Origin of the sequence: Paenibacillus sp. IHB B 3084 (assembly GCF_001447315.1) — a bacterium.
In the GTDB taxonomy this organism is placed as follows: domain Bacteria; phylum Bacillota; class Bacilli; order Paenibacillales; family Paenibacillaceae; genus Paenibacillus.
This window is the reverse complement of record NZ_CP013203.1, coordinates 1,682,524-1,708,399: the sequence shown is the minus strand read 5'-3', so window position 1 is coordinate 1,708,399 and position 25,876 is coordinate 1,682,524. Positions and strand designations below refer to the sequence as shown.

Sequence of the window (25,876 nt, the reverse complement as noted above, 5' to 3'; positions counted from 1 at the left end):
TATTAAGATGAAAGAAGGCCTTTGAACATGAAAGTATCTACAACTTGGCACGGCAAACGCGCGTTTACTTCGGAGGGACCGTCCGGTTATTCCGTTGGGATGGATGCTACGGCAGCTTATGGCGGCGACGGCAAAGGTATGACACCGATGGAACTGCTGCTGGCGGGTCTGGCGGGATGTATTGGCATTGATATTACGATGATTCTGGATCGTTTCCTGTCGGACATTACCCGTATTGATATTGACGCAGAAGGTGAGCGTAAGGAAGAAATGCCGAAGGGCTTTACAGCGATTGATCTGACGTTCCATGTAGATGGCGATGTTCCGGATTATCGCGTGTGGAAAGCGATTCAGATGGGTAAGGAAAAATATTGTGCCGTATCCGATTCCTTAAAAGCGGAGATTCGCATGCACCTGATCCTAAACGGAACAGAAGTACCACATCCAGCGTAAGGGTGGAAGGTTAGTAAGGAGAGTCAACCTGTGTTATATGCAGGGAGGCTCTCCTTTTTGAATTTATTTTCAAATATTACATGTAATGAAACTTTTTGTGCTTTGTTTTCGTTTACAATAGAAACTGAAGTATAAAAATGGTAAAATAAACCTGTATGCTGAGTGTATACGGGGGGAGGTATATAGTGAAACGAAAGCAGCTTGTGATCATAGCGGTGGGCTTGGCTGCGGTACTCATCGTGATTGGTATGGCTGTGGGATTGCCATCATCGAAGCAGGACAGAATGGCTAATACCCCGGATACTATTCGGCCCGCAACTGCCATTGCAGCTGTCGCTAAGGAGGAAACGATTGAGCAGGATAGCGCCCATCGCGTGCTGCGCTTTTTAGAGGAACATCCAGAGAAAGCATCCATTACGATTCTGAGGGATGGGAAGAAGCTGGCAGGTCGTGAGGAACACCGGATGATGCCCTTGGCGAGTACGGTCAAGACGGTGATTGCGGTGGAATATGCCAAGCAGGCGGCGGCAGGTACAATCAACCCGGATGAACGGATCAAGCTGACTGCGCTGGAGCGATTCTATCTACCGCGTCTGAATGGTGGCGCACATCCGGCATGGTTGAGGGAGATGGAAGCCAAAGGACAGTTGAAGAACGGAACCGTGTCTATGCGCGAAGTCGCTAAAGGGATGATTCTGTTTAGCTCCAATGCCAATACCGAGTATTTAATGGACAGACTGGGCTTGGAACAGATTAACCAAACGAAATCTGACCTGGGACTCCAGGATCATGATCCGATTTATCCATTTGTATCTTCCATTCTGATTCCTTATGAATGGATGAGAGAGACCCAGGGACGGGCATGGGATGGTGCAAAGTATAGCAATTCTGCCAAAGCAGCCGTTCAAGCGATGTCTGATGCGCAGTTCCGCCAACATGCCCAGATGATTCATAACAAGCTGGCTCGTGATACGAGCGGTTCTTATAAGAGAAATGCCGCTATCGCGACATGGTATGATCGGGAATTTGATCGAATGAATACGGAACGTTTTATAGCTTCGACGACGGCGGATTATGCGTCCTTGATGAGTAAGCTGAATAGCCGTCAAGGCTTTACTAAAGCCGAGCAAAAATTATTGTCTGAGGTCATGGAACAGCTGATGGATCATCCGGAAAATCAGGAATGGCTACAACATTCCGGACAAAAGGGCGGATCTGCCGAATATGTCCTCACCCTGGCCATGTATGCGACGGACAAGGAAGGACATTCGACGGAAATGGCGGTCTTCTTTAAGGACCTGGACCCGTTCACGAATGCCTCCTTGCAAAATATGATGAATGAATTTAAAGAACGGCTATTGCGTGATGAATCGTTCAGAAAAGAAATCAATCAGCGCATTGGTGTACAGGTGGAAATGTAACCCCTACCCGTTGCCTTTTTGCTTGCGTTCCCGTAACAGCAAATACAGATAGTACGGTGCGCCAATAATGGCTGTCACGATGCCTGCGGGAATTCATACAGGGCAGAGGTGAGCATATTTCGAAAGGATGATCCCAACAGCCCGGTGACCACCAGCACTAAAAGGGATATGAAAAGGATTAGTTTTGTCTGAAAACGCACGTGCATTCACCGCCGTCGAGCAAGATATAGGAGGGGCCGATCGCCTGATTTTCTCTCCAACACGATCCATTTTACTGTATTACAGGAACGCCCGCACTTTTAATCTGTCGAATGAATGGTCTATAATAGAAATAGTTACATAATGTGAGGAGGAAATATCATGATTATTATTCATGCTGATATGAAAGTTTTACCTGAAAAAAGAGAGGCTTTTCTGGAACAAACCAAGGGTTTGATTAGCGCATCACAAGCCGAAGAAGGTAATGTACGCTACACGCTGATGCAGGATCTGAATGATCCCAACGCTTTTACCATGGTTGAAGAGTGGAAAGATGCGGCTGCTGTAGATTTCCATAACAAGTCTGCCCATTTCCAGGCATTTGTTGCCGCAGCTAAAGAATTGCTGGCTGCTCCGCTTCAAGTCAATGCTTTTCAGGATGCAACAAAATTGTAATCAGCCCGTTTTCTAAATCATAATGGAACAGGAGGAGATAGACATGGGGAACATTGCGGATACAACTGTACTGAATAATGGAGTTCAGATGCCTTGGCTGGGTTTTGGTACGTACAAGGCGGAAGGCAATGAGGTCTACGAAGCAGTTAAAACGGCTATCGAGGTGGGCTATCGTCACATTGATACGGCGGCGATCTATGGCAATGAGGAATTGGTTGGACAAGCGATCCGTGACAGCGGGGCGGATAGAGAAAAACTCTTCATTACCACCAAGCTGTGGAATGAGGATCAGGGCTTCGACTCAACACTGCGTGCCTTCGATGAAAGCCGTAAGCGATTGGGTCTGGACATCATTGATCTGTATCTCATTCATTGGCCTGGCAAGGACAAGTACAAGGAAACCTGGAAGGCATTTGAACGTCTGTATGAAGAAGGAAGCGTACGCGCTATCGGAGTCAGCAACTTCCAAGTTCACCACCTCGAAAACCTCCTAAAAGACAGCAACATCGTACCTGCAATCAACCAAGTGGAGCTTCACCCGCGTCTGACACAGCAAGAGCTGCATCAATACTGCCGGGAGCACCAGATTCAGCTTGAATCCTGGAGTCCACTGATGAAGGGTAAATTGACCGAGCAAGCGGATATCGTTGAGATTGCTGCCAAATACGGCAAAACCTCGTCGCAGGTTATTTTGCGCTGGCATCTGGATCGGGGTATCGTGACGATTCCCAAATCTGTAACCGCACATCGTATCCGCGAAAATGCCGACTTGTTCGATTTTGAACTGACGGAAGAGGATATTAACCGAATCAACGCACTTCATCTTGATGAGCGTGTGGGCACTCATCCCGATAAGCTGTTGTTCTAGTTTTAGAATGAAAAAGAACCTTCAATTCCACGTGTATCGTGGTTTTGGAGGTTCTTTGTTTATCCCTACTTTTGATTTAATTTGCGATAAAGGAGGAAGGAATAGAGTATGGGGGCGACGACGGATATAACCAGTCCAGTGAGAAAAATGACCGTTCCCGCCACTCCATCGACCCATGCCGCCACCAAACCCGAAGCACCACCGAGCATCATCATAGGGCCCCCGAAACGGTGCGTTTTACGCCATACCTCCGGGTTAGACAAAGTCCACGGCGTGCGGATACCGAAGGTATAGTTTGGCTGTACCTGAGTCAAATAATTACCGAGCACCAGCAGCATCAGGCCCAGCACTCCATAAATGATTGTAACCATCTGCAACCGATAATTCAGGCTATACAGCAGCATTCCCCAACCGGCTATAGCGAGAATGAGCGAAGTGCCTACACGCGTAACCTCATAGGCTTTAGCAAATTTCTCGAAATTTGCTCTGTTAGGGTCCATGTAGCGGGATAGCCGAAGGAGCAAAGGCACCAGCCCCAACAGCACCAGCATGAGAATAGAACTGTTTTTATTCATATACCCGTCTGCTGTATTGTCAAAGCTAAAATGGGAGGCCAGCACATCGGGAAGCCGGTTATACAGCAGTAAAGCGCCTATAGCAGGTGATAAGGCAATCAAAGTCGTCAAAACATCCGTAAAGCTCCATTTCATTCGAGATTTCATTCAGATTCCTCCGTATCCTTGATGTCATTCGCATTTTGTTTCGCAGGGGCATCGGAGTGGGCAATGCTGAACATCCAACCGATGACATCCGCGACAACCGTCGTATGCAGGGTGTAAATAATGTTTTGCCCCTGTCGCTCATCCAGCACTAGCCCAGCTTGCTTCAAGATATTCAGATGGTGGGATATGCTGGGCTTGCTGATTTGAAAATGCTCAGCCACTTCGCCTGCACTCATGCTTTTCTCTTTCAAGAGCTGTAATATTTTACGCCGGGTCGGATCAGCTAAAGCTTTGAAGGCATCATTCAAAATCCATTTCCTCCTTTAGATATTTAGATAATATTCTAAATATCTAATACAATAGTAAAATAGAGTTATGATACTTGTCAACGGATAAATACATCATTTTAGAAAAAAGGTTTAGAGCAGGTTTGCTGATTTCGATTGTAAAAGGTCGGGAAGTTCGTTATAATTAATTTATATCAAAAATAAGAATCTTAATTTAAAATAAAAATTAGAGGAGGAAGTATATGAAACACGTATTCCGTAAAGGAAATCATCCGCAGGCCCCGGTTATTTTGCTGTTGCACGGTACAGGCGGGAACGAACAAGACCTGATCCCTTTGGCTGATTTGGTAGCGCCGGGAGCGTCTGTATTAGGAGTAAGGGGAAATGTGTTGGAAAATGGGATGCCGCGTTTCTTCCGTCGTTTGGCAGAGGGGGTGTTCGACATCGAGGATCTCGTATTCCGTACCAAGGAACTGAGTGAATTTGTGGATACGGCTGCGGAGCAATACGATTTTGACCGCACCAACGTTGTGGCTCTTGGCTATTCCAATGGGGCGAACATTGCGGCCAGCATGCTCTTTCACGATGCCAAGGCACTGCGTGGAGCTATTTTGCACCATGCGATGGTGCCGCTGCGTGGATTGAATCTGCCAGACTTGAATGGTGTTCCTGTCTTCCTGTCTTCCGGTGAAAATGACCCGATTGTTCCGGTTGCGGAATCCCGTGAACTGCAAACCTTGCTGGAAGGCGCAGGCGCGCAGGTAGATGCACATTGGGAACGTAATGGTCACCAATTGACCCGTACCGAGGCCGAAGCCGCGGGCAAGTGGTTTGCAGAGCATTTTGTCCTGAATGACCTGGAAAAATAATAGAAGTTACTCCGTTTCATTAATAATGGCGCAGGAATGCATAAAATGGTCCGATAACGATCAAGCTACGGATTAGCGCTCCAGTGAGCGATCCCATTATTAGGAGGAGAGAAACGAAATGGCAAAACCAGATAATCGAGCCGATAATGTTGAACATTTGCAACAAAGTATCCAGAATACACAGCAGAACCTGCATGAAGCTGAAGGGTATCTGAATGAATTTTCCTCTGAAATCAGTGACGAGGAGCGTAAGCAAATCGAAGAAAAGAATGATCGTCGTAAAGAAAGTATTAGATCGTTTCGTGAGGAAGTTAAGGACGAAGCAGCACATTCTCAAGAGTAGTTAAAAAAACGCGACCCAACTCCGAGTTTCAATTCGAGTTGGGTCGTTTTTTATGCAAAAATCATCATAACCCCATTCAATTCATTTTCCCCCTATAATGCAATGTAGGCGCTAGTTTTGCGCTAAAAATGAATTTCTTATAAATAATGTTCTTGTAAACTAATTTGGCTTGATGTTAAATAGAAAAGAAAGCGCAATCATTTTAAGGAATCATCTTTTCATCATGCGAAGGGGGAAGGATATGCTGCTGCGAAGAAAAAGCATGGCGTTGATGCTCATGGCGGTGGTTCTGCTGGCTGGACTGCTGCAAGGCTGTTCTTTCAAGGCCGACGAAAAGGATGGGTCGGGAACTGAATTGGTATTGTGGACGTTTAATGAATTGCATGAGAAGTTTTTTCTGCAAATGGCCGACCAATGGAACCAACTGCACCCTGATGAACCGATTATTTTGAAAGCGAATACATTCCCTTATGATAACCACCACAGCAAGCTGTCGATTGCGTTGCAATCAGGGGTGGGGGCACCGGATATTGCGGATATCGAGGTGAACAAGATCGGTAATTTCCTCAAAGGGATACCGCAACTCGTTCCGCTCAATCCGGTGATTGACCCGGAGATGAAAAACATTGTGCCTTCCAGAGTACAGATTTACGGTAAGGACGGTAAGTATTACGGTATTGATTTTCATGTCGGAGCCGAAGTGATGTATTACAATAAAGAAATTTTGGATCAGGCGGGGGTAAACCCGGATTCTATTGTGACATGGGCAGATTATGCTGCGGCGGGTAAGCAAGTGCTGGCGAAGACGGGCAAGCCGATGGCGACCGTGGAAACGAATGACCTGTGGAATTACTGGCCGATGATCTCCCAGCAAAAATCGGATTTCCTGGATGAGAAGGGTGAACTGACGCTGGATAACGATACGAATATTAAAACACTTGAATTTCTCCAGCAGATGGTGAAGGACAAAATCGCCATTCCCGCTCCGGGCGGTGGACACCATATGGAGGAATACTACGGGTTTATGAACAAAGGCGGAGCCGCTTCGGTGTGGATGCCGATGTGGTATATGGGACGTTTTACGGATTACATGCCTGACCTGAAAGGGAAAATCATCATCCGACCGTTGCCAGCGTGGGAAAAAGGCGGCTCTCGTTCAGCGGGGATGGGCGGAACCGGTACGGTGGTCACGAACCAATCGAAACATCAGGATCTGGCGATGCGTTTTCTGGCTTTTGCCAAGCTGTCCAAGCAAGGGAATGTAGAGATTTGGAAGCAGCTCGGCTTTGATCCGATCCGCAGTGAAGTATGGACGATGCCGGAAGTCAAAGCGAAGAATAAGTTTACGGATTATTTCGGAACGAATATTTTTGATACGCTCATTGAGGTAAAAGATGAGATCAATGCGGTGCATATCGGACCGAAAACGCCTGATATCGCCAGTGCAGTTCGCAATAAAATACTTTACCGAACACTGCTGAATGGCGAAGATCCGGCCACGGTGCTGCATGAGCTGGCAGATGAATTGAGATAGACCTCAACAGGAAAGGGAGTGAGATTCATGGCAACGCCCGTTCATACGAACGCAAATGTACCGACAGGTCAGCCGCCGAAGCCTCAGCGTCCGACCAGAAGCCGATGGAGCCGCTTTATTCATTCCAGCCGCACGGCGCCGTATGTGTTTGTCCTTCCGTTTCTACTGTCTTTTGCGCTGTTTTTTGCGTACCCGGTCATCTCGACAGTCATTATGAGCTTTCAGGAAGTGCTGCCTGGCATAACGACTTATGTCGGTCTGGAAAATTATAAAGATTTGATCAATCCCACGTTTGGAAAAGCGATTCTGAACAGCGTCCTGTATACCTTGCTTACGCTGGTGGTGCTGATTCCGCTGCCGTTGGTGCTGGCGGTCCTGTTGAATTCGCCTAAAATGCCAGGCAGAGGTCTGTTTCGCTCGGTGATGTTTATACCTGCACTGACCTCGGTCGTGGTGGCGGGGACGATTTTCCGGCTCATGTTCGGGGAATTGGACGGTTCGCTGATGAATTCCTTGCTTGGTGTGTTCGGTCTGGAGCCGTACAAATGGCTGATGAACGCCAACACCGGATTTTTAGCGCTGATCGTACTGGCCTTGTGGAGATGGCTGGGTGTAAATATGCTGTATTACATGTCGGGACTGCAAAACATTCCCCCCGAGCTGTACGAAGCCGCGCAGATTGATGGAGCCAGCCGCTTTGATTCCTTTTGGCGGATTACGATTCCGATGCTGAAACCGGTGACGATCTACGTATTTACGATTAGTATCTATGCAGGGTTGTCGATGTTCACGGAGAGCTACATGCTGTGGAACGGGAACAACTCTCCGAATGATATCGGCTTAACGATTGTCGGTTATCTGTACCGTCAAGGTCTGGAGCAGAACAGTATGGGCTTCGGAGCCGCAGTGGGTATTGTGTTGCTCGTATTTACGCTGCTGCTGAACCTGATCCAGCTCAAATTTTTTGGCTTGTTTCGGAAGGAGGACTAAGCGATGGTTCAGAAGCAAAAAGGCGCGTTATCCGCACTGCTCGTTGTTCTGTTCATCCTGTTTGCCGGGTTTGCCCTGTTTCCGCTATTTGCCGTGACGCTGGCCTCGTTCAAGCCATCGACGGAGCTGCTGCGGTACGGCTTGAATCTCAAGCTGGAGTGGAGCATCATGTCCTTGAAAAATTACGCATTCATCTTTCAAGGGACGACGGATTATTTTCAATGGTACTGGAACAGTATTGTCATAACCGTTTTATTCACGGTGCTATGTCTGATATTGTCCGCGATGGTGGGCTATGGACTGGAGATGTATCGGTTCAAGCTGAAAAATGTGATTTTTACGCTAGTGCTGGTCGTGATGATGATTCCAGTAGAAATTATTATGCTTCCACTCTATAAGCTGATGATCGGCATGAAGCTGATTAACACGGTTTGGGGCGTCATTCTGCCATTTGTCGTCGCGCCGATTCCGATCTTTTTCTTCCGTCAATATTTGAGCGGGGTCCCGAAGGATTTTATGGATGCTGCACGGGTTGACGGCTGTTCGGAGTATGGCATTTTCGTGCGGATTATGATGCCTCTGATGGCGCCCGCGTTCGCAGCGATGGCTATTTTGCAGGCTATGAATAGCTGGAATAACTTCCTGTGGCCGATGATCGTACTGCGTACCAACGATATGCTGACGCTGCCGATTGGTCTGTCCAGTCTGCTTACGCCGTATGGCAACAATTATGATGTGCTAATCGCCGGGTCGGTGCTGGCTATTTTGCCAATTCTCGTCGTGTTTCTGTTCTTCCAGCGTTACTTTATTGAGGGAATGACCGCAGGCGGGGTAAAAGGATAATGTTCCATGCTATTAAGGGAACGATTGAATAAAAGAAGCGTGTAACGTCAGGAAAAGCAGGTCGGGGATCATCCCGGTCTGCTTTTTTTGAATATAATTGATTTTCATTCTCATTTTCATGCTCTATGACCTGCACAAGCTGTAGGTAAACGTGGTATGATATTTGAAAGATTTCAAATACAGACATATTCAGGCGGAGCGTGGAGAACCTATGGAACCAACAGAAACCCAGAAAACCGATCCGGCCCCGATGACGTCAACCGTCAGCATGGAGGATATTGTACGGGCGCATCATATGCTGCGTGAGGTCATTGTACGTACACCTTTGCAGCGGGATGCCGTCCTGTCGGCCAAATATAACTGTAACGTGTATCTGAAAAGAGAGGATCTCCAGGTCGTGCGTTCCTTTAAAATTCGTGGAGCCTACAACATGATTCGCAGCCTGACCCCTGAGCAAATGGAAAAGGGCATCGTGTGTGCGAGTGCGGGGAATCATGCGCAGGGTGTGGCTTTTTCATGTAATGCGCTGGGCATTCACGGCAAAATATTTATGCCGAGTACAACACCCAATCAGAAGGTGAAGCAGGTTCGTCGCTTTGGCGGCAACAGTGTGGAGGTCATTTTGACCGGGGATACGTTCGACGATGCTTATGATGAGGCCATAAAGGTGTGCAGCGAGCAGGAGATGACCTTTATTCATCCGTTTGATCAGCCGAAAATTATAGCGGGCAACGGTACGATTGCGATGGAAGTGATGGAAAGTTTGGATACGCCAGCAGATTATGTGTTCGTGACCATCGGCGGTGGCGGTTTGGCGGCAGGCGTAGGTACGTATTTCAAAACGGTCAGTCCGTCCACCAAGGTAATCGGTGTGGAGCCACTTGGCGCAGCGTCAATGACGGAAGCGATGCGTTTGAACAAGGTGGTTACGCTGGAGCAAATAGACAAGTTCGTTGACGGAGCTGCTGTTAAGCGTGTCGGTCAGTTAACGTATGACATTTGTACACGTACCCTGGACGATATTGTGAAGGTGCCGGAAGGCAAGGCGTGTACCGCGATTCTGGAGCTGTATAATGAAAATGCGATTGTTGTGGAGCCTGCGGGTTCGTTGCCTGTAGCAGCATTGGATATGTATCGTGAACAGATTCAGGGCAAAACGGTTGTCTGCATCGTCAGCGGTGGCAACAACGATATTGACCGTATGCAGGAGATTAAGGAACGGTCCCTGATTTACGAAGGACTGAAGCATTATTTTATGGTGAATTTCCCGCAAAGAGCAGGGGCGCTTCGTGAGTTTCTTCAGGATGTGCTTGGACCGGACGACGATATTACAAGGTTTGAGTATACGAAAAAGAACGACAAGGAGAACGGCCCCGCGCTGGTCGGCATTGAACTGTTTCATAAGGAAGACTATCTTCCTTTAATTGAACGAATGAGCCGCAAGGGGATTAAATACACAGAACTGAACAAAAACGAAAATCTGTTTAATATGCTAATTTAAGAAGGGGCCTGCGGGCTCCTTTTTTTTTGTATGAACAACATTATGCGTAGTTTGGGAATTTCCTATGATTTGAAATAAAGCGTTTACAAAACTGAAGTTAATAGGTTAATATATGGGTAACTTCGTAAGTATAAACACTAATGTAATATGTGTGTCAAATGATTTCTATCATATGGAACTATTTCGGAGGTGCGTAGAATGTTGGAATCTTGGAAAAAATCAGTGCGGGGTAAAATAGCCCGAACGGCGTTTGCTGCCGTAACTTCGGCTGCATTATTGCTATCCGTGATGCCGTCGGCATCGGCAGAGCATTGGGCGTTAACTGGTGATGTCGCGGTACATGATCCGTCCATCACGAAGGAAGGCAATGCATGGTATATTTTCTCCACAGGGCAGGGGATACAGGTTCAAAGGTCGGATGATGGACGTAATTTTTACAGATTACCGCAAATATTCCTGTCACCGCCATCATGGTGGAAATCGTATGTACCTAATCAAACCCCGAACGATGTGTGGGCACCGGATGCTCAAAAGTACAATGGACGAGTATGGGTTTACTACTCCATATCTACTTTCGGGTTCCGCACTTCGGCCATCGGATTGACTTCTGCAACGAGCATAGGAGCAGGGAGCTGGCGAGATGACGGGCTGGTGCTGCGTACGACGCAATCTGATGATTACAATGCCATTGATCCGAATCTGGTCATTGACGCTTCCGGTAACCCGTGGCTTTCCTTCGGTTCATGGAATTCAGGCTTGAAAATTACCCGTTTGGACAAGAATACGATGAAACCTACGGGCCAGATCTATTCCATCGCTAAGCGTACCGCTGGTGGTTTGGAGGCTCCGCATGTTATATATCGTAACGGCTATTATTATCTGTTTGCTTCTATCGATAACTGCTGCAAAGGCGTAAACAGTAATTACAAAATCATTTACGGCCGCTCCACCAGTATCACTGGACCTTATGTGGACAAGAGTGGTAAAAATCTGATGGATGGCGGTGGAACCGTATTGGATGCGGGGAATGACCGTTGGAAGGGACCGGGCGGTCAGTCTATTTATAACAATAGTGTGATTGCGCGTCATGCCTATGATGCGACTGATAACGGAAATCCAAAGCTGCTGATTAGTGATCTGAAATGGGACTCCGCAGGTTGGCCTACGTACTAAAAAATGTGGCTTGCATGGAGTCATCCATATAGCGATCTTACCTAGGTATATCCAAAAACTGTTCCTCCATAGGAGGAACAGTTTTTGGCTTGCAATGTCATAGAAACATGCTATTATAAATCAAGTTGATAATAATTATCATTATCGCCATCGTCATGAGCGTTATGGTGGTTTTCAGGTATGGAGGGAGTGACCTCACGAATGCAGTTTAAAGGCAAAACGGACAAACATGCGGCTCGGACAGAAGGCACAGCTCCCGAAGTAGCCTTGGTAGCCCGTCCTTTACTCCGGGCGGGCCGGATTCGGCAGGCGCTGCTATTCATAGGTTCTGCTGTGTTGCTGGCCTTGGCCATGTTTGCCGCGATTTCCCTTGGAGCCAAGGACTTGACCTTAGGCACGGTATGGGCGGCGATATTTCACTATGATCGTTCATTGATGACACATCAGATCATTCATGAGCTAAGATTACCGCGTGTGTTGGGGGCGGCTGTCATCGGAGCTGCACTGGCGGTAGCAGGCTCTCTGATCCAAGGTATTACGCGCAATCCGCTGGGAGATACAGGTGTGCTGGGCATTAACGCAGGAGCGATGTTCGTGGTCGCTGTAAGTTTTGCCTTTTTCCCCAACCTTCCTTATGGGACGTTAATCGTATTGTCGTTCCTCGGGGCGCTGATGAGCACCTTGCTGGTATTTGGTCTGGGAGCTTCCGCGCCCGGGGGATTGACGCCGATGAGACTGACCGTATCCGGAGCAGTGACGGCTGCTCTGCTAGGCTCTATGACTTCGGGAATTGCGATTTATTTTAACCTGAGTCAGGATTTAGCTTTTTGGTATGCGGGCGGTGTCGCAGGGATCAAATGGTCACAGCTTGAGATTCTTGCGCCGATTTTGCTGATTGTGATTGCCTGGTCTATGGGGCTGGCACGCTCTATTTCACTGATTTCGATGGGCGATGAGGTGGCGCTGAATCTTGGATTAAATCTCAAGCGTATCCGGCTGCTGGGTCTGTTGACCGTGGTGGTACTGGCCGGATTGTCCGTGTCCGCAGCCGGGGCCATCGGTTTTGTAGGGCTGGTTATTCCGCATATCGCCCGCAAGCTGATTGGTGTGGATTACCGCCAGATCGTACCGCTGTCTGCGTTATTGGGAGCTGTGCTGCTGGTGTTGGCTGATTTGGGGGCGAGAATGGCGAATCCGCCCGAGGAGCTCGCTATTGGAATTATGGTGTCCTTTATCGGAGTGCCCTTTTTCCTCTTTCTTGCCCGTAAGGAAAGGAGGGATTTGTAATGAGTCGCTCTTTAGGAACCGGGGATGCAAGAAGGACAAAGGCTTTGATCGTCTGCTTGGCTTTGGCGGCGATCAGCTTTGCCGTCATTGTATTGAGTTTGAATACCGGAACGATTCGTATTCCACCGCTGCGTGTGCTGGATACACTGTTTGGTGGTGGTAGCGGGCGTGATCATATCGTCCTGTTCGAATACCGTCTGCCGCGTATCGTTGTAACGGTATTGGCCGGGGCCGGATTGGGAGCAGCCGGGGCTGTTATGCAGGGCTTGTCGCGGAACGCACTCGCTGACCCGGGGGTGCTGGGGCTGCACGCGGGGGCTGCGTTAGGACTGGTGATGTTCGTCAGTTTCTTTCGCGATCTTGAAGGATCGGCAGCCGTGCTGATCCCCCTGTTTACTTTTGCAGGAGGTGTCGTGGCGGCGGTACTGATTGTGCTGTTGTCCTATAACCGGAACAGAGGAATCGTGCCTGTGCGTCTGATCCTGTCCGGCATCGGTGTAGCCTCGGGCCTCAGCGCGATAACGCTGTATTGGTCCTTGCGACTCGATGAGGATACTTACGCGTTCACCGCACGTTGGTTGGCTGGCAGCGTATGGGGCCGGGACTGGATACATGCGGCGGCTTTGCTGCCGTGGATTGTTATTGTGCTGCCCTACGTTCTGTCACAGACGCGCAGCCTGAACAATCTGTCGCTGGGCGACGAGACGGCGGCTGGAATCGGCACGAGTGTGAAACGGCAGCGTCTGTTGCTGCTGGGAGCAGCCGTGGCTCTATCCAGCGCCAGTGTGTCTATGGCCGGAGGCATTGGCTTCATTGGGCTGATTGCGCCTCATCTGGCTCGCCGTCTGGTTGGGCCAATGTATCAGCATTTGCTGCCGGTTGCTTGCTTTGTCGGAATCGTCATTTTGGTTACTGCGGATACGATTGGACGTTCTGTGTTTCAGCCGAATGCGATTCCGGCGGGTGTGGTGGTTGCTGTGGTAGGGGCTCCGTATTTTTTATTTTTGCTGTCCCGTACGAAATGACAGATGGAATAGGTACATAAACCAACAAGCAGAAGCTTTCTATATGGATCATTTTAGTTGGAGCTTCTATGACATAGGAGGAATAATTATGAAAAAAAATGGATTCAATCGTTCATGGGTGGGCATGGTTCTTATTTTATGTATGGTGATGCTGTCCGCTTGTGGACAAGCAGCAGACAACAAAGCTGCCGATACGAAAACGGCGGACAACAGTGAGAAAACGGTCAGTGCGGATTCGCGCATTGCTTCCATGTCCATTCATTTGACGAACAATCTACTGGCGCTGGGTATTACTCCGGCTGGCTCGGTCATCGGTGGAGATGTTAAGGACTTTTTACCCCATGTAAAAGATCGTCTCCAAAATACCCGCAAGCTGGGCGTTGTCACAGACCCGGATATGGAAGCCGTGCTGGAGTTGCAACCTGACCATATTTTTCTAGACAAAAAATATTCGGGAACCGATGTAGCCAAGTATGAAAAAATCGCGCCAACCGAGGTCTTTGATCTGGACGAGGGCACATGGAAGGATCAACTGAAAAAAATAGCTGTTATGGTCAAGCATGAAGCGCAGGCGGACGCTTTCCTGAAAGATTACGATGCCCAACAGGAACGGGTTAAAAAGCTGATCCATCAAAAAATCGGCGACGGAACCGTGATGGCTATTCGTGTTACGGCGAAGGAAGTCCGTGTGATGGGCATGAAGCGCCCGGTAGGACCGCTGTTGTATCAGGATTTGGGCTTGAAGCCAGCCAAGGGTGTGGAAAAGATCAACAAGGCATATCAGGTCGTATCCCAGGAGGTTTTGCCGGATTATGATGCCGATGCGATCTTTGTCATTATCAGTAAAGGAGCGGATGCCCAAAAGGTGTATGCGCAACTGGAAGGAAACGCGGTATGGCAAGGACTCAAAGCAGTGAAGCAGGGCCATGTCTACATGCTGGACGGACAGCCTTGGCTGGACTATTCGGCAATGGGACACAAAATCGCTCTGGATAATGCAGAGCAACTCTTTTCCAAATAAGCTTTAACGTACATCAAAGCCGTATTCCCAATGCACTTATTGCAGGTGGGGAATACGGCTTTTTGGCGAACACCTAAGCTGCAAGTCGGATGCCAGATCGTTCCCAGGTCAGCCGACAGCCGCTTTCTTTTCTGATATTATTTACGTAATTGGGAGTTGTAAAATAACCAAAAGAGCCGCCGCGAACAAAAATCGGGCAGCTTCGGTATACATGAGAATTGCGAGTTATGAACGTTTTTTTCGCAAAAAAATCGGCTTGAGTCCAATAAAGCCGATGGCGGCAAGGATCAGATTCACCCAGGGTGAAATGCTGAACACGGGCAGTGCGCTGCGCAGGGCCAACCCTGCGACCAGAATCACCACGACTAACACGACATACAGCAAGATGGACTTGAGGTCTATGCGGGGCTTCACGGGCGTATAGTCTTGCTGTGCTTCCTCTCCTTCCTCCGGGCGGTCCATAAAATTCATCAGCGCTTCAACCAGCAGAATGGCCCCTGCGGCGATGATGATCAGGGTGGACAGGTTAACTTTTTCAAAAGGAGCAACATCTCCGCCTGTGAACGTTACAAACCATCCGATGATCGCCTGTGTCAAAAAAAACATGGACAAGGCAATCCATGCAATAAGCGTATAATTTTTGGCTTTATTCATTTCTTCCTCCTGCTTTGCGGGCGTATTCCGTCTTGCGGAACCGCCAATACGTAACAAAAACAGTATACGTGAGTAAGCTGCGGATGGCAAAAGGCTTTATCTGCGTAATGTATATTACCGCTGCATTCTCCTCAAACTGGATAAAGGGTGAGCACGCGGAGCATCCTGAATGTAAATGTGGAGAGGATGTGGCATTATGAAGCTGGATAAGCAAGCTGATTATACGGTTAATAAACGGCTGGAAGCCGCTCCAGTTAGAAACAGCGTGGAGACCTTGCCTGTGAACGTGAGTCATCGGAGCGTTCAGGGGACATTCCCGACGTACCGTATTCTGGACGATGCTGAATGGGCTCAGGATACCGAGTTTGCAGGTGATCTGGGCGAAGAGAGCTACCGCAGCTTATGGCATGAGGATCAGAATAGCGGTGCCTCTTGCAGACTGGAATGGGAGGGGCGCACGGAGACCCACGAAATGTTCAGGAACAGCTACGAATAGTCTGCTGGATGAAGTTAATTTTCCCACCAAGTAATGCAATATGGCGTTCTTCGTTATCGTTGCGGGGAGCGCCATTTGTACGTTTTTTCTCCGTTATAACTGACAGGTTGACAAGGAAGCAGGGCAATGATAGACTGACTTTACTATAAAACTTATTAAACTTATCGGAATTAAAGTGAATGGATATTTTGCTGAGCATCCATGTTACAATATACGTTTGACATATTCGCTTTAAATCATTAGTTATCAATCAGTAATCATTACAAGAAGCTTCGCAAGGTAGGGTTGCCCATGCAGCATAGCAGCTTGGTGACGGTGAAGCTTGAAACAGGGGGACAATCATGATGGAACGGCAAATTGGAATTCGCTTTGAAAATGAGGAGCTGGCCGCAACGATTCATTATCCGAGCAATCCGAATGAAGGAGACCGTCAGAGACGGGTACCGCTCGTAGTGATATGCCACGGATTTGTGGGCAATCGTATTGGGGTAGATCGGTTATTCGTAAAGACTGCACGTGAGCTTGCGGAAGGGGGATATTTTGTCCTGCGCTTTGATTTTGCCGGTTGCGGGGAAAGCACGGGTGACTACGGCAAGCAAGGGCTGGAGTCGATGATTAATCAGACACGTACCGTGCTCGATTATGCCGTGAATTGTGCAGACATCGACCCGACCAAGGTGACGCTGATCGGTCACAGTTTGGGTGGCGCGGTCGCCCTTCTCACAGCGGTACGGGACAAGAGAGTACAAAATCTGGTGCTTTGGTCGGCGGTCGGCTACCCGTTCAATGACATTGTTAAAATTACGGAGCGGAGCGTGTACGATGAATCCGTGAAAAGCGGTCAGGCCGACTATTTGGGCTACAAGTTCACACCTACTTATTTTGAATCGCTTGCCCAGTTCCAGCCGTTTCAGGAGGCCGTCAAGTTTAACGGGGATGTGCTCGTTATTCACGGAACCTCGGATGATATCATTCCTGTGGACTATGCGTTCCTGTTTCAAAAGGTATTTTGGATGCGTCCAGAGGGACGTTGCGACAAAGAAATTATTTTCAGGGAGATCACACCTTCTCTTCTGGTAAAGAACGGCAACGGTTGATCGACCGGACGCTGGAATGGCTGGATAAGCAGGAGAATATTCAGAGGGATTGGCAGCACTGGATGATCTGATTTCAGGCTGTAACGGATTGTATTGGAAATTGCGCCTCCACCGGAGTAAAATGGAAGAGTAACACTATACTGGCGTGTGGAGGTTGGCAGCGATGACATTACCCTCAATTTTTGTTGCGCATGGTTCACCGACACTGGCTTTAGAAAACAATGCATACACCAGCTTTCTTGCAGAGCTGGGCGCGAGCCTGCCCCGACCCAAAGGAATAGTCATTTTTTCCGCGCATTGGGATAGTGCTGATCAATGTATCGGCGCGGATGATCAGCATGCTGCGCTGCACGATTTCTATGGCTTTCCTGAACAAATGTACACACTCGATTACCCTGCACCCGGCGATCCGAAGCTGTATGAGGAGATAGAGCATCTATTCAGTCAGCATAACCTGTTCCACCAGCCGGTTCGGAATCGGGGACTGGATCATGGAGCATGGGTAGTTTTGCGGCATATATATCCTGATGCGGACATCCCGGTCGTCCCGCTCTCCATTGATTCTAGGCGTGCTCCGCAGGAGCAGTATGAGATTGGGCGGATGCTGACACCGTTGCGTGAACAGGGCATTTTGATCATCGGTAGCGGCGGGTTGGTCCACAATTTGCGAACACTCAAGCAGACGAATGAGCCTGCGGATTGGGCGGTTCAATATGATGACTGGATCGGTCAGCAGCTTCAGGACTGGAATTTGCGTCATTTGTTCCAATATGACAAAAAGGCTCCTTATGCCAAACAGGCGGTTCCCTCTTATGGGATAGAGCATTTTTCACCGCTGTTTTACGCGATGGGGGCTGCGGATGACCAGCGCTCGGCGAAGAAGCTTTTTCAGTCCTATGTCCTGGGCTCACTGAGTCTCAATTGTTGGGCTTTCGGTCAAGAACGTGATACGTAAATGTGAAAAAGAACTTCCGAATCCACATGGCTAGTGGGAATGGAAGTTCTTTTGTGTATATAACGGGAGTTACTGTAGGGTGTGTTCCTGTAAAACTTGATCAGGAAGTGGGTACGTTCTTTTTCAGCCAGTCGGATACCTGTGCAGTATGTTTATCCCCGTTTTGATCCAGTAGCGCCACGAAGGCTTTTAGTTTTTGTACATAAGGACTAGCTGAGCCACTGTTGCGTTGAATTACCAGTTGATATCCTTTTTTGGCGTTTGTATGAATCTTCTTGGTATCGTAATCGAATAATGGCGTATTGTTTGTGCCGTAGAAGGTATAGAAATAGTACAGATCATGCAATCCTTTGACAGCTAGTGTACGGTTGGAATGAGGATATTTGTTTAAAAAGTCTTCCTGTGCCAGCACCCGTCCAGACAACTGTTGATATCCGATATGCAGCGCGGCATCCTTGGTAGCCGCCTGTCCAGATTCCACTGCCATGATGTCAATATAGCTGTGGATATCTGCCGTGGTGTGCGTTCCGAAAACTTTATATTTTTCATAGTTTATGACAGGATAATACATACCTTCTGCGGTTTCCAGTTTGTATCCGGCATCTCTGGTTTGGGTCAGTAATTTCTTCAGGTTCGTATCTTTGGTGCGGCTAATTACATTTGTGAACGAATCGCCGGGTTTATAAATAGTATTGATTTTGGTCTGAACAGAAGCTGGGTATAAGGCTTGTGAATAAGAAACCAATTGCTTGGTCTGTGCATTTTCCAGATGAAGCGTCATGATGGTGGCTTGAGAGGCTGGAATGGATTGAATGTGTTTTTGCAAATAAGCGAATGCCTGAGGTAGCTTGCCGGGTTGACGCAGCAGTTGCTCGAAGGTCTTGGAGATACCTTGAACACTTTCCGATTGAGACGTTGTTGTAGTCGATACTGCTGCTTCGGCTTGTGATGGATATCCCAGCCCCATAGTTTGTACTCTGTCGCGAGCATGAGGTAGGCTTTGGTAATTTTTTTCATGATATAACCCTCCATGGCTCTCTTTGGTGTAACTTATAAGCCAGAATGGAGCATCGTAGCTGCACAAAGCTGAAACATATAAAACAAAGCAGCATTGCTGCACAAAAAAACAACCATTAGCCCGGAGGGTAACGGTTGTTTTTTGGGTAGCTTAAGCTATTTTTCGAGCGGGATCTGCTGGAAAGGTATCTTTATTTTTACGGAACAGTCCACGCAGGAAGGGCAGTACCCAACGATCCAAGCCAATCCGTCCAGCGTTTGCGCCAGCAACGACAAGGAAGATTTCAAACAGCAGGTAGATTGCATTGGTGCTTACTGTGCCCGAGAACAGGAACGAGAAGTTCATGACCATTGCCATCAGAGCAGCTAATGTAGTCAGTGTACCAAGAAGCAGGCCAACTCCGACCAGGAATTCACCCAGTGGGATCAGTACGTTGAACAAACTGACATTTGGCAGGGCAAAGGCTTCAAGGAACGATCCCCACCAGCCTTGTACAGCGGGATGTTCTCCGCCTGTTTTAGCAATGGCCCCCGAGATAAATCCGCCTGCATCGAATCCGCCAGTCAGCTTCTCAAGTCCATGGGTCATCCATTCATATCCCAGATAAACCCGTACTACAGTCAGCAGCCACATTGCTACTTTATTTTCACGCAACCAGTTGTTAAACATTCAAACCACTCCTCTTTCGTATCTTATATTGTTGTTTGTATTTCATTTGGTTTGGGATGATCATCTCTGCTACACCCTTATTGTATTAGGTTCAGTTACAGTTATTTGTGACGAAAATCACAAAGTCTGAATATTTTTTAAATTTTAATGTCTTCAGATAAGTATTCTATAGAGATAAGGTGTTTCAATCAAGACAAAAACAGGAAATAACGCTTATAATGAGAAAAATGTCTAACTGGAGGGATGAACTTGTCCGGGCCCATTTTTAATCGAAGACGATGGTTGCGTGTGATGACCTCGGTTTTGCTATGTATGACCATGATGTCTTGTTCTGCTTTGTCCAAATCGGGTGAATCAGAACCCGCACCTCAACCGCTTAAGCAAGAAACACAGCCGGAGGCGCTTGAGCCGCCCAAGGAATCGACTATTCCGGCATTTACAGCTCCGCTTACGGGTCTTCCGGTGCAGCATCCTGTTCTGGAACGACCGCTTGCCATTATGATTAATAACGCTCCAGCCGCACGGCCTCAGGCGGGACTTAGCGAGGCGGACATGGTATATGAGGTTCTCGCGGAAGGTGGAATTACCCGTTTGGTAGCTTTTTTCCAAAGTCATGGTGGAGATGTGAAAATAGGTCCGGTCCGCAGCATCCGGCCTTATTTGATTGAGCTGGGTGAAACTTATGGGGCATTGCCGATACACGCCGGGGGAAGTACAGATGCCTATGCGATTTTACAGCAGCAACGAAAGGAGCATCTGGATGAGATTTCGAATGGGGGAGCTTACTTCTGGAGAAGCAAGGATCGCCGTCCTCCACACAATCTGTACACAGATGTGAACAGACTTCGCCAAGGAAGCGAAAGCAAAGGCTACATCAGGCAGACTGTGGTTCCGGTATATAACTACCTGAAATCCGGTGAAACCTCGGTCATGGGAGACGAGGATGCAGCATCTTTACAAATCCGCTTTTTGCTTAAAAGCTACAAGGTATCTTACACCTACGATCCGTCTGATCAGCAATATAAGCGTTTTGTGAACGAAAAGTCACATGTGGATCAAAACAATAACAAGCAGCTCTCTGCGGCCAATGTCATTGTGATGAGCACCAGGCACCAAACGCTGGATGATGTAGGCAGATTGAGCGTTGAGTTGAATGGCAGTGGAGAGGCCATGGTGTTTCAACAGGGACGGCTGATACATGCTGAGTGGCAGCATACGTCCGGTGATGCGATTCGTTTTATGAAAAATGGAGTTGAAATTCCGTTAGTACCAGGTACATCCTATATACATGTGGTTCCTGCGGACGTTTCGTTGAACGAGCATGTAAGTGTAGAAGCAAAGTAAAGTAGATGAAATTCACCTTTTAAGGTATATATTGTCGGATAATGCACTTCCTTGTCGGGCAATGTATACTTAATATTGTGAAATTTGCCTTTACAAACTTTACAAAAACATTGATGAGTGTGATAAGATAGCAAAGGTTGTCTAATGCAGTCGAAACAGGTTGCGGATATTTTCGTAAAGGGGTAATCGTTAATGAGATTGAAGAAAAAGGATATATTCTTCGAGACGTTGGAAAATATGGCAGATACAATCGTGCAAGCAGCCGATTATTTTGCCCAACATACTTCAAATCTTCAAGATGTGGTTCTGTTTACTAATGAAATGAAGAAGTATGAAAATAAGTGTGATGATTACACACACACGATTATTACTGAGCTGAACAAGACCTTCATTACGCCGCTGGAACGCGACGACATCATGGAACTGACAACGACCATGGATGATGTGCTGGACGGTCTGGAAGCGACGGCCTCTCGTTTTTATATGTACAACATTACGGAGCCGGACGAGTATATTGTGCAGTTCGCTGATATTTTGCGTCAGTCGGCTTATGAAATTCAGAAGGCTGTACATTTGCTTTCACAGAAGAAGCTGCTGGCCATCCGTGAATACACCATTCGCCTGAATGATTTGGAAAATCAGGGGGATGAGCTGTTGCGTATTTGCATCAAAAACCTGTTTGCAACTGTGACTGATCCCATTGAACTGATTAAACGCAAAGAATTGTACGAACGCCTAGAAACGACAACGGATTCATGCGAGGATGTTGCAAATATGCTGGAATCCATCATTATGCGTAACTCGTAAGGGAGTCCTTTTACATGGATACAAGTTTACTGGTATTGGGTATTGTTATTTTTCTTGCTCTGGCATTTGATTTTATTAACGGTTTTCATGATACAGCGAACGCTATCGCAACCTCGGTATCTACCCGTGCGTTGACGCCGCGTCGTGCGATTATTATGGCTGCGGTCATGAACTTTCTCGGAGCCATATTGTTTACAGGGGTTGCCAAGACGATTGGTGGCAGTGTCGCTGACCCTACCAAGCTTACGAACGGGATTGATATCGTCATTGCGACGCTGATCGCAGCGATTATCTGGAATCTGCTCACATGGTGGTTCGGTATTCCTTCATCCTCTTCCCACGCCTTGATTGGTGCGCTGGCCGGGGCTGTGTATGTAGGTGCGGGATCAGAGAAATTGAACTGGAGCGGCTTCATCGGGATTGTTGAGGGACTTATTTTCTCCCCGCTGATTGCTTTTGTAATTGGTTATATTGTAATGATGATTTTAAAATACATCTTCGCTCGTCGCAGTCCGCATACGGTGAACAAAGGTTTTCGCACGATGCAGGTCATTACGGCAGCGATTCAATCGTTTACTCATGGTACGAATGATGCCCAAAAGGCAATGGGGATTATCACGTTTGCACTCGTTTCGTCGGGTTATCAGGATCATCTGGAAGTGCCGATGTGGGTTAAAATTTCGGCCGCAACAGCAATGGCGCTCGGTACGTCCATTGGGGGCTGGAAGATCATCAAGACGATGGGCACCAAGATTTTTAAAATCGAACCGATCAATGGCTTCGCCGCTGATATTTCCGGTGCTTCGGTAATTTTCACAGCCACGTTGCTTCATTTACCGGTAAGTACCACTCATGCTATTACTTCGGCTATCTTGGGCGTTGGTTCTGCGAAGCGTTTTTCCGCTGTGCGTTGGTCGCTGGCTGGTCGCATTGTCATTACTTGGGTTATTACGATTCCAATTGCTGCCTTATTGTCAGGTTTGATTTTCAAAATTCTTTTTTAGTTCATCATTATTTCTTGGAAAATAAGTACACACTATAGGATACACAATAAGCTTCCGTCCGCTTTTTGCGGCAGGGGCTTATTGGCATTCAAGGAGTAAAAACAGGTCTTTTAAACCTTACCCGACCAGACAGATCCATGAAACATTATAAAAAAAATATCTGACATCAAAGTAGTCAATTTTTGATAACTCCTGTAGAATAAACAGAAAACTTTGAACCGTTCAACTGACTGGAGGAACTTATGCAAAAATCTAGAAAACGAATAGCACTCATGATTTGTCTGTTTTTTGTGGTTGCCCTGGCCGGTAATTTTGGCGTAGTGGCACATGCAGAAAACAAAACAAAATATGATATTGGCACGGATTCAACGTTCGCGCCTTTTGAGTTTGAAGATGTAGATGGTAAATTTGTCGGAATCGACATGGATCTGCTAGCTGCTATTGCCAAGGATCAGAATTTTGACTTTACCATTAAGCCTCTTGGCTTTAATGCGGCAGTGCAGGCCCTTGAAACGAATCAGGTGGACGGCGTCATTGCCGGCATGAGTATTACAGATGAACGTAAGCAAAAATTTGATTTTTCTGAACCGTATTTTGATTCAGGTGTGGTCATGGCGGTCCGTAAGGATAATGATACGATTAAACGCTATGAGGACCTGAAAGGGCAGCGTGTTGCTGTCAAAACTGGAACAGAAGGCTATACGTTCGCAGAGTCCATTAAGGCCAAATATGGCTTTACTACGGTTCCGTTCGATGATTCCTCTCAAATGTACGATGAGGTTAAGACTGGAAACTCAGTTGCATGTTTTGATGACTATCCGGTGCTGGCATACGGAGTGACACAGAATAATGGACTCAAGCTTGTGACAGATAAGGAAAAAGGCGGTTCTTACGGTTTCGCTGTCAATAAAGGCAGAAACCAGGAACTGGTGGAGAAATTTAATGCAGGGCTTGTGAATCTTCGCAACAGCGGGGAATATGACAAAATCATGTCCAAGTACCTGGGCGAATCCGGCAAAGGTGCGGCACCTGTAGAGCGTGGTCGTTGGGAACTCATTTCCGCTTCTCTGCCTTCGCTGATCAAAGGAATGGGAAATACGTTGCTGTACACGCTTGTATCCCTGCTGGTAGCTTTTGTGCTGGGTCTGGTGTTCGGCTTTATGAAGGTGAGTCACAATAAACTGTTCCGTGGTATTGCAACAGTTTTTGTCGATGTTTTCCGTGGTATTCCGCTGATCGTACTTGCTTTCTTTATTTACTTTGGGATTCCGCAGGCACTGGATTTCAAAATGCCGCTCTTTGTTGCAGCCGTACTGACGTTGTCTCTGAATGCGGGAGCTTATGTGACAGAGATTATCCGTGGCGGTATTCAGTCCATTGATCCGGGACAAATGGAAGCGGCTCGTTCGCTTGGCTTGCCATACCGGACGGCTATGCTCAAAATCATTTTGCCGCAGGCTGTGAAAATCATGATCCCGTCGTTTATTAATCAGTTGGTTATTACGTTGAAGGATACGTCAATTTTGTCCGTTATCGGTCTGGTCGAATTGACCCAATCGGGTAAGATCATTATTGCGCGGACGTTCCAATCCTTTGATATTTGGCTGGTGGTTGCGGTGATGTATCTTATCGTCATTACAGTCCTGACCAAAATTTCCAACCGTCTCGAAGGGAGAGTTCGCCGTGGGTAAAATTATCGTCAAGAACCTGAAAAAAAGCTATGGCAGTAACGAAGTACTGAAAGGCATTGATATGCAAGTACAGGAAGGCGAGGTTGTCTGCGTCATTGGCCCCTCGGGTTCGGGGAAAAGCACGTTTTTGCGTTGTATTAACATGCTGGAGGAAATTACCGCAGGCGAGGTCATCGTGGATGACTACAACTTGAGTCACAAGAGTGTGGACATTAACAAGGTCCGTGAAAATATAGGCATGGTGTTTCAGCATTTCAACTTGTTCCCGCATATGACGGTGCTCAAGAACATTATGTTCGCGCCGACAGAGCTGGGTAAACAGTCCAAGGCAGAGGCACGGGAGACAGCCTTGAAGCTGCTGGAGCGTGTGGGCTTGTCCGATAAGGCAGATGCATTGCCAGGACAGTTGTCCGGCGGTCAGAAGCAGCGTGTAGCGATTGCACGCGCGCTGGCCATGAACCCGGATGTTATGCTGTTTGACGAGCCAACCTCGGCGCTTGATCCTGAAATGGTCGGAGAGGTGCTCGGCGTCATGAACGATCTGGCCCGTGAAGGCATGACGATGATGATCGTGACGCATGAGATGGGTTTTGCACGCGAAGTAAGCGACCGTGTCGTGTTCATGGACGGCGGCTACATCGTGGAGGAAGGAACGCCACAAGAGGTATTCGGTAATCCGCAAAATGAGCGGACGATTAGTTTCTTAGAGAAAGTATTGTAAGTGGGGCAGGGTTTGTGGATGTCGTCGGGGATGTGCTCGTGTGAGACGCTCCGCGGTCCATTTGATCTTACGATCGCTGTTGCCCCCGGATTTCCTGAATAAGCTCATGGCTGGAGAAATCCGGGGGCAAAGGCGAGCGCTGACGCTTCTTCAGATTCAAATGTACCGCTGCGCTACTACTCGCTGATCCCTCCTTTCTTCGCAAAAGCCTGCCCCATTCTTTTGGGGTGGAGCAGGAGGAGGGAATTGGCGCAGCGCTGTGCTTGCTGCGCTGGGGGAATAACGAGGTAAGTATTATATTCTGGTAGTAGATCCATTTTGTTTTTTTTAGAAAATGAACTAAAGAATACAACGAGTTGAACGAGAACGAAGTGGGCGGAATGGTGCTGTACAAGCGCTAGCGTTCGCCTTTGTGCCCGGATTTCTACC

General features: G+C 47.7%; 26 protein-coding genes and 1 pseudogene. 22 read left to right on the top strand and 5 right to left on the bottom strand.

Annotated features, from left to right (window positions below; translation table 11 throughout):
- Positions 1-27 precede the first annotated feature (27 nt).
- The 4 genes from ASL14_RS07990 to ASL14_RS07975 all read left to right on the top strand — a co-directional run bounded on the left by ASL14_RS07990 (position 28) and on the right by ASL14_RS07975 (position 3,396).
- A complete protein-coding gene (locus ASL14_RS07990; protein ID WP_134911173.1) occupies positions 28-453 on the top strand; it encodes an OsmC family protein in 426 nt (141 codons plus the stop codon).
- Between the two features lie 185 nt (positions 454-638).
- Positions 639-1,874, top strand: coding sequence for a serine hydrolase (locus ASL14_RS07985; RefSeq protein WP_134911172.1), 1,236 nt, complete (start codon positions 639-641; stop codon positions 1,872-1,874).
- A gap of 360 nt (positions 1,875-2,234) precedes the next feature.
- Positions 2,235-2,528 (top strand): putative quinol monooxygenase, encoded by a 294-nt coding sequence (locus ASL14_RS07980; protein WP_134911171.1) that lies wholly within the window; start codon positions 2,235-2,237, stop codon positions 2,526-2,528.
- Between the two features lie 43 nt (positions 2,529-2,571).
- A complete protein-coding gene (locus tag ASL14_RS07975) occupies positions 2,572-3,396 on the top strand; it encodes an aldo/keto reductase (protein ID WP_134911170.1) in 825 nt (274 codons plus the stop codon).
- 65 nt (positions 3,397-3,461) lie between these two features.
- On the opposite strand, the gene ASL14_RS07970 is transcribed toward ASL14_RS07975, so the two are convergent.
- Together ASL14_RS07970 and ASL14_RS07965 are read right to left on the bottom strand one after the other, a co-directional pair.
- Positions 3,462-4,118 carry an SdpI family protein gene (locus ASL14_RS07970; RefSeq protein WP_134911169.1) on the bottom strand — a complete coding sequence of 219 codons (657 nt, stop codon included), beginning with the start codon at positions 4,116-4,118 and terminating at the stop codon, positions 3,462-3,464.
- Entirely contained in the window at positions 4,115-4,426 is a 312-nt protein-coding gene (locus ASL14_RS07965; RefSeq protein WP_134911168.1) for an autorepressor SdpR family transcription factor, read from the bottom strand. The genes ASL14_RS07970 and ASL14_RS07965 overlap by 4 nt, the downstream gene beginning before the upstream one ends.
- A gap of 221 nt (positions 4,427-4,647) precedes the next feature.
- On the opposite strand from ASL14_RS07965, the gene ASL14_RS07960 reads away from it, so the two are divergent.
- The 10 genes from ASL14_RS07960 to ASL14_RS07915 all read left to right on the top strand — a co-directional run bounded on the left by ASL14_RS07960 (position 4,648) and on the right by ASL14_RS07915 (position 14,991).
- Positions 4,648-5,274, top strand: coding sequence for an alpha/beta hydrolase (locus ASL14_RS07960; RefSeq protein WP_134911167.1), 627 nt, complete (start codon positions 4,648-4,650; stop codon positions 5,272-5,274).
- Between the two features lie 118 nt (positions 5,275-5,392).
- Positions 5,393-5,617 (top strand): small acid-soluble spore protein Tlp, encoded by a 225-nt coding sequence (gene tlp, locus ASL14_RS07955; RefSeq protein WP_134911166.1) that lies wholly within the window; start codon positions 5,393-5,395, stop codon positions 5,615-5,617.
- Between the two features lie 241 nt (positions 5,618-5,858).
- The gene (locus ASL14_RS07950) at positions 5,859-7,151 is read left to right on the top strand and encodes an ABC transporter substrate-binding protein (RefSeq protein ID WP_134911165.1); all 1,293 of its coding nucleotides are present in this window, start codon (positions 5,859-5,861) and stop codon (positions 7,149-7,151) included.
- Positions 7,152-7,178: 27 nt separating this feature from the next.
- Entirely contained in the window at positions 7,179-8,141 is a 963-nt protein-coding gene (locus ASL14_RS07945; RefSeq protein WP_134911164.1) for a carbohydrate ABC transporter permease, read from the top strand.
- A 3-nt stretch (positions 8,142-8,144) separates the two neighbouring features.
- Complete coding sequence (locus tag ASL14_RS07940) at positions 8,145-8,984, top strand: carbohydrate ABC transporter permease (RefSeq protein WP_044647030.1); 840 nt, start codon at positions 8,145-8,147, stop codon at positions 8,982-8,984.
- Positions 8,985-9,195: 211 nt separating this feature from the next.
- A complete protein-coding gene (gene ilvA, locus ASL14_RS07935) occupies positions 9,196-10,485 on the top strand; it encodes a threonine ammonia-lyase IlvA (protein WP_134911163.1) in 1,290 nt (429 codons plus the stop codon).
- Between the two features lie 198 nt (positions 10,486-10,683).
- A complete protein-coding gene (locus ASL14_RS07930) occupies positions 10,684-11,658 on the top strand; it encodes an arabinan endo-1,5-alpha-L-arabinosidase AbnA (RefSeq protein WP_134911162.1) in 975 nt (324 codons plus the stop codon).
- 201 nt (positions 11,659-11,859) lie between these two features.
- Positions 11,860-12,945, top strand: a complete 1,086-nt coding sequence (locus ASL14_RS07925; RefSeq protein ID WP_134914459.1) for a FecCD family ABC transporter permease — start codon at positions 11,860-11,862, stop codon at positions 12,943-12,945.
- The gene (locus tag ASL14_RS07920) at positions 12,945-13,970 is read left to right on the top strand and encodes a FecCD family ABC transporter permease (protein WP_134911161.1); all 1,026 of its coding nucleotides are present in this window, start codon (positions 12,945-12,947) and stop codon (positions 13,968-13,970) included. The genes ASL14_RS07925 and ASL14_RS07920 overlap by 1 nt, the downstream gene beginning before the upstream one ends.
- Before the next feature lie 88 nt (positions 13,971-14,058).
- Complete coding sequence (locus ASL14_RS07915; protein WP_134911160.1) at positions 14,059-14,991, top strand: ABC transporter substrate-binding protein; 933 nt, start codon at positions 14,059-14,061, stop codon at positions 14,989-14,991.
- Positions 14,992-15,216: 225 nt separating this feature from the next.
- Here the strand turns inward: ASL14_RS07915 and ASL14_RS07910 are convergent, their stop codons facing one another.
- Positions 15,217-15,645, bottom strand: coding sequence for a hypothetical protein (locus tag ASL14_RS07910; RefSeq protein ID WP_134911159.1), 429 nt, complete (start codon positions 15,643-15,645; stop codon positions 15,217-15,219).
- A 196-nt stretch (positions 15,646-15,841) separates the two neighbouring features.
- Between ASL14_RS07910 and ASL14_RS07905 the strand changes: the two genes are divergently transcribed.
- The 3 genes and pseudogenes from ASL14_RS07905 (at position 15,842) to ASL14_RS07895 (ending at position 18,193) form a co-directional block, all read left to right on the top strand.
- The gene (locus ASL14_RS07905) at positions 15,842-16,141 is read left to right on the top strand and encodes a hypothetical protein (RefSeq protein WP_134911158.1); all 300 of its coding nucleotides are present in this window, start codon (positions 15,842-15,844) and stop codon (positions 16,139-16,141) included.
- Positions 16,142-16,485: 344 nt separating this feature from the next.
- Positions 16,486-17,309 (top strand): annotated as a pseudogene (locus tag ASL14_RS07900) (alpha/beta hydrolase).
- Positions 17,310-17,401: 92 nt separating this feature from the next.
- Positions 17,402-18,193, top strand: coding sequence for a dioxygenase family protein (locus tag ASL14_RS07895; protein WP_134911157.1), 792 nt, complete (start codon positions 17,402-17,404; stop codon positions 18,191-18,193).
- A gap of 100 nt (positions 18,194-18,293) precedes the next feature.
- On the opposite strand, the gene ASL14_RS07890 is transcribed toward ASL14_RS07895, so the two are convergent.
- Both ASL14_RS07890 and ASL14_RS07885 read right to left on the bottom strand, forming a co-directional pair.
- The gene (locus ASL14_RS07890) at positions 18,294-19,160 is read right to left on the bottom strand and encodes a hypothetical protein (RefSeq protein ID WP_223264250.1); all 867 of its coding nucleotides are present in this window, start codon (positions 19,158-19,160) and stop codon (positions 18,294-18,296) included.
- A gap of 201 nt (positions 19,161-19,361) precedes the next feature.
- Complete coding sequence (locus ASL14_RS07885; RefSeq protein ID WP_134911156.1) at positions 19,362-19,880, bottom strand: DoxX family membrane protein; 519 nt, start codon at positions 19,878-19,880, stop codon at positions 19,362-19,364.
- Between the two features lie 243 nt (positions 19,881-20,123).
- Between ASL14_RS07885 and ASL14_RS07880 the strand changes: the two genes are divergently transcribed.
- From ASL14_RS07880 to ASL14_RS07860, 5 genes are all read left to right on the top strand, one after another.
- On the top strand, positions 20,124-21,224 hold the full coding sequence (locus tag ASL14_RS07880; RefSeq protein WP_442953241.1) for a DUF3048 domain-containing protein: 1,101 nt from the start codon (positions 20,124-20,126) through the stop codon (positions 21,222-21,224).
- A 192-nt stretch (positions 21,225-21,416) separates the two neighbouring features.
- Positions 21,417-22,031, top strand: a complete 615-nt coding sequence (locus tag ASL14_RS07875; RefSeq protein WP_014279877.1) for a DUF47 domain-containing protein — start codon at positions 21,417-21,419, stop codon at positions 22,029-22,031.
- A gap of 14 nt (positions 22,032-22,045) precedes the next feature.
- Positions 22,046-23,035 (top strand): inorganic phosphate transporter, encoded by a 990-nt coding sequence (locus tag ASL14_RS07870; protein ID WP_134911154.1) that lies wholly within the window; start codon positions 22,046-22,048, stop codon positions 23,033-23,035.
- 242 nt (positions 23,036-23,277) lie between these two features.
- Positions 23,278-24,726: an amino acid ABC transporter substrate-binding protein/permease gene (locus ASL14_RS07865; RefSeq protein ID WP_134911153.1), complete on the top strand. Its 1,449-nt coding sequence runs from the start codon at positions 23,278-23,280 to the stop codon at positions 24,724-24,726.
- Complete coding sequence (locus ASL14_RS07860) at positions 24,719-25,447, top strand: amino acid ABC transporter ATP-binding protein (protein ID WP_134911152.1); 729 nt, start codon at positions 24,719-24,721, stop codon at positions 25,445-25,447. The genes ASL14_RS07865 and ASL14_RS07860 overlap by 8 nt, the downstream gene beginning before the upstream one ends.
- Positions 25,448-25,876 lie beyond the last annotated feature (429 nt).

What these genes read in the sequence shown, in the direction of transcription:
- ASL14_RS07990 (WP_134911173.1), top strand. Translation starts at nt 28, where the DNA reads ATGAAAGTATCTACAACTTGGCACGGCAAACGCGCGTTTACTTCGGAG.
- ASL14_RS07980 (WP_134911171.1), top strand. Translation starts at nt 2,235, where the DNA reads ATGATTATTATTCATGCTGATATGAAAGTTTTACCTGAAAAAAGAGAG.
- ASL14_RS07975 (WP_134911170.1), top strand. Translation starts at nt 2,572, where the DNA reads ATGGGGAACATTGCGGATACAACTGTACTGAATAATGGAGTTCAGATG.
- ASL14_RS07970 (WP_134911169.1), bottom strand. Translation starts at nt 4,118, where the DNA reads ATGAAATCTCGAATGAAATGGAGCTTTACGGATGTTTTGACGACTTTG.
- ASL14_RS07960 (WP_134911167.1), top strand. Translation starts at nt 4,648, where the DNA reads ATGAAACACGTATTCCGTAAAGGAAATCATCCGCAGGCCCCGGTTATT.
- tlp (WP_134911166.1), top strand. Translation starts at nt 5,393, where the DNA reads ATGGCAAAACCAGATAATCGAGCCGATAATGTTGAACATTTGCAACAA.
- ASL14_RS07950 (WP_134911165.1), top strand. Translation starts at nt 5,859, where the DNA reads ATGCTGCTGCGAAGAAAAAGCATGGCGTTGATGCTCATGGCGGTGGTT.
- ASL14_RS07945 (WP_134911164.1), top strand. Translation starts at nt 7,179, where the DNA reads ATGGCAACGCCCGTTCATACGAACGCAAATGTACCGACAGGTCAGCCG.
- ASL14_RS07940 (WP_044647030.1), top strand. Translation starts at nt 8,145, where the DNA reads ATGGTTCAGAAGCAAAAAGGCGCGTTATCCGCACTGCTCGTTGTTCTG.
- ilvA (WP_134911163.1), top strand. Translation starts at nt 9,196, where the DNA reads ATGGAACCAACAGAAACCCAGAAAACCGATCCGGCCCCGATGACGTCA.
- ASL14_RS07930 (WP_134911162.1), top strand. Translation starts at nt 10,684, where the DNA reads ATGTTGGAATCTTGGAAAAAATCAGTGCGGGGTAAAATAGCCCGAACG.
- ASL14_RS07925 (WP_134914459.1), top strand. Translation starts at nt 11,860, where the DNA reads ATGCAGTTTAAAGGCAAAACGGACAAACATGCGGCTCGGACAGAAGGC.
- ASL14_RS07920 (WP_134911161.1), top strand. Translation starts at nt 12,945, where the DNA reads ATGAGTCGCTCTTTAGGAACCGGGGATGCAAGAAGGACAAAGGCTTTG.
- ASL14_RS07915 (WP_134911160.1), top strand. Translation starts at nt 14,059, where the DNA reads ATGAAAAAAAATGGATTCAATCGTTCATGGGTGGGCATGGTTCTTATT.
- ASL14_RS07910 (WP_134911159.1), bottom strand. Translation starts at nt 15,645, where the DNA reads ATGAATAAAGCCAAAAATTATACGCTTATTGCATGGATTGCCTTGTCC.
- ASL14_RS07905 (WP_134911158.1), top strand. Translation starts at nt 15,842, where the DNA reads ATGAAGCTGGATAAGCAAGCTGATTATACGGTTAATAAACGGCTGGAA.
- ASL14_RS07895 (WP_134911157.1), top strand. Translation starts at nt 17,402, where the DNA reads ATGACATTACCCTCAATTTTTGTTGCGCATGGTTCACCGACACTGGCT.
- ASL14_RS07890 (WP_223264250.1), bottom strand. Translation starts at nt 19,160, where the DNA reads ATGGGGCTGGGATATCCATCACAAGCCGAAGCAGCAGTATCGACTACA.
- ASL14_RS07885 (WP_134911156.1), bottom strand. Translation starts at nt 19,880, where the DNA reads ATGTTTAACAACTGGTTGCGTGAAAATAAAGTAGCAATGTGGCTGCTG.
- ASL14_RS07880 (WP_442953241.1), top strand. Translation starts at nt 20,124, where the DNA reads ATGAACTTGTCCGGGCCCATTTTTAATCGAAGACGATGGTTGCGTGTG.
- ASL14_RS07875 (WP_014279877.1), top strand. Translation starts at nt 21,417, where the DNA reads ATGAGATTGAAGAAAAAGGATATATTCTTCGAGACGTTGGAAAATATG.
- ASL14_RS07870 (WP_134911154.1), top strand. Translation starts at nt 22,046, where the DNA reads ATGGATACAAGTTTACTGGTATTGGGTATTGTTATTTTTCTTGCTCTG.
- ASL14_RS07865 (WP_134911153.1), top strand. Translation starts at nt 23,278, where the DNA reads ATGCAAAAATCTAGAAAACGAATAGCACTCATGATTTGTCTGTTTTTT.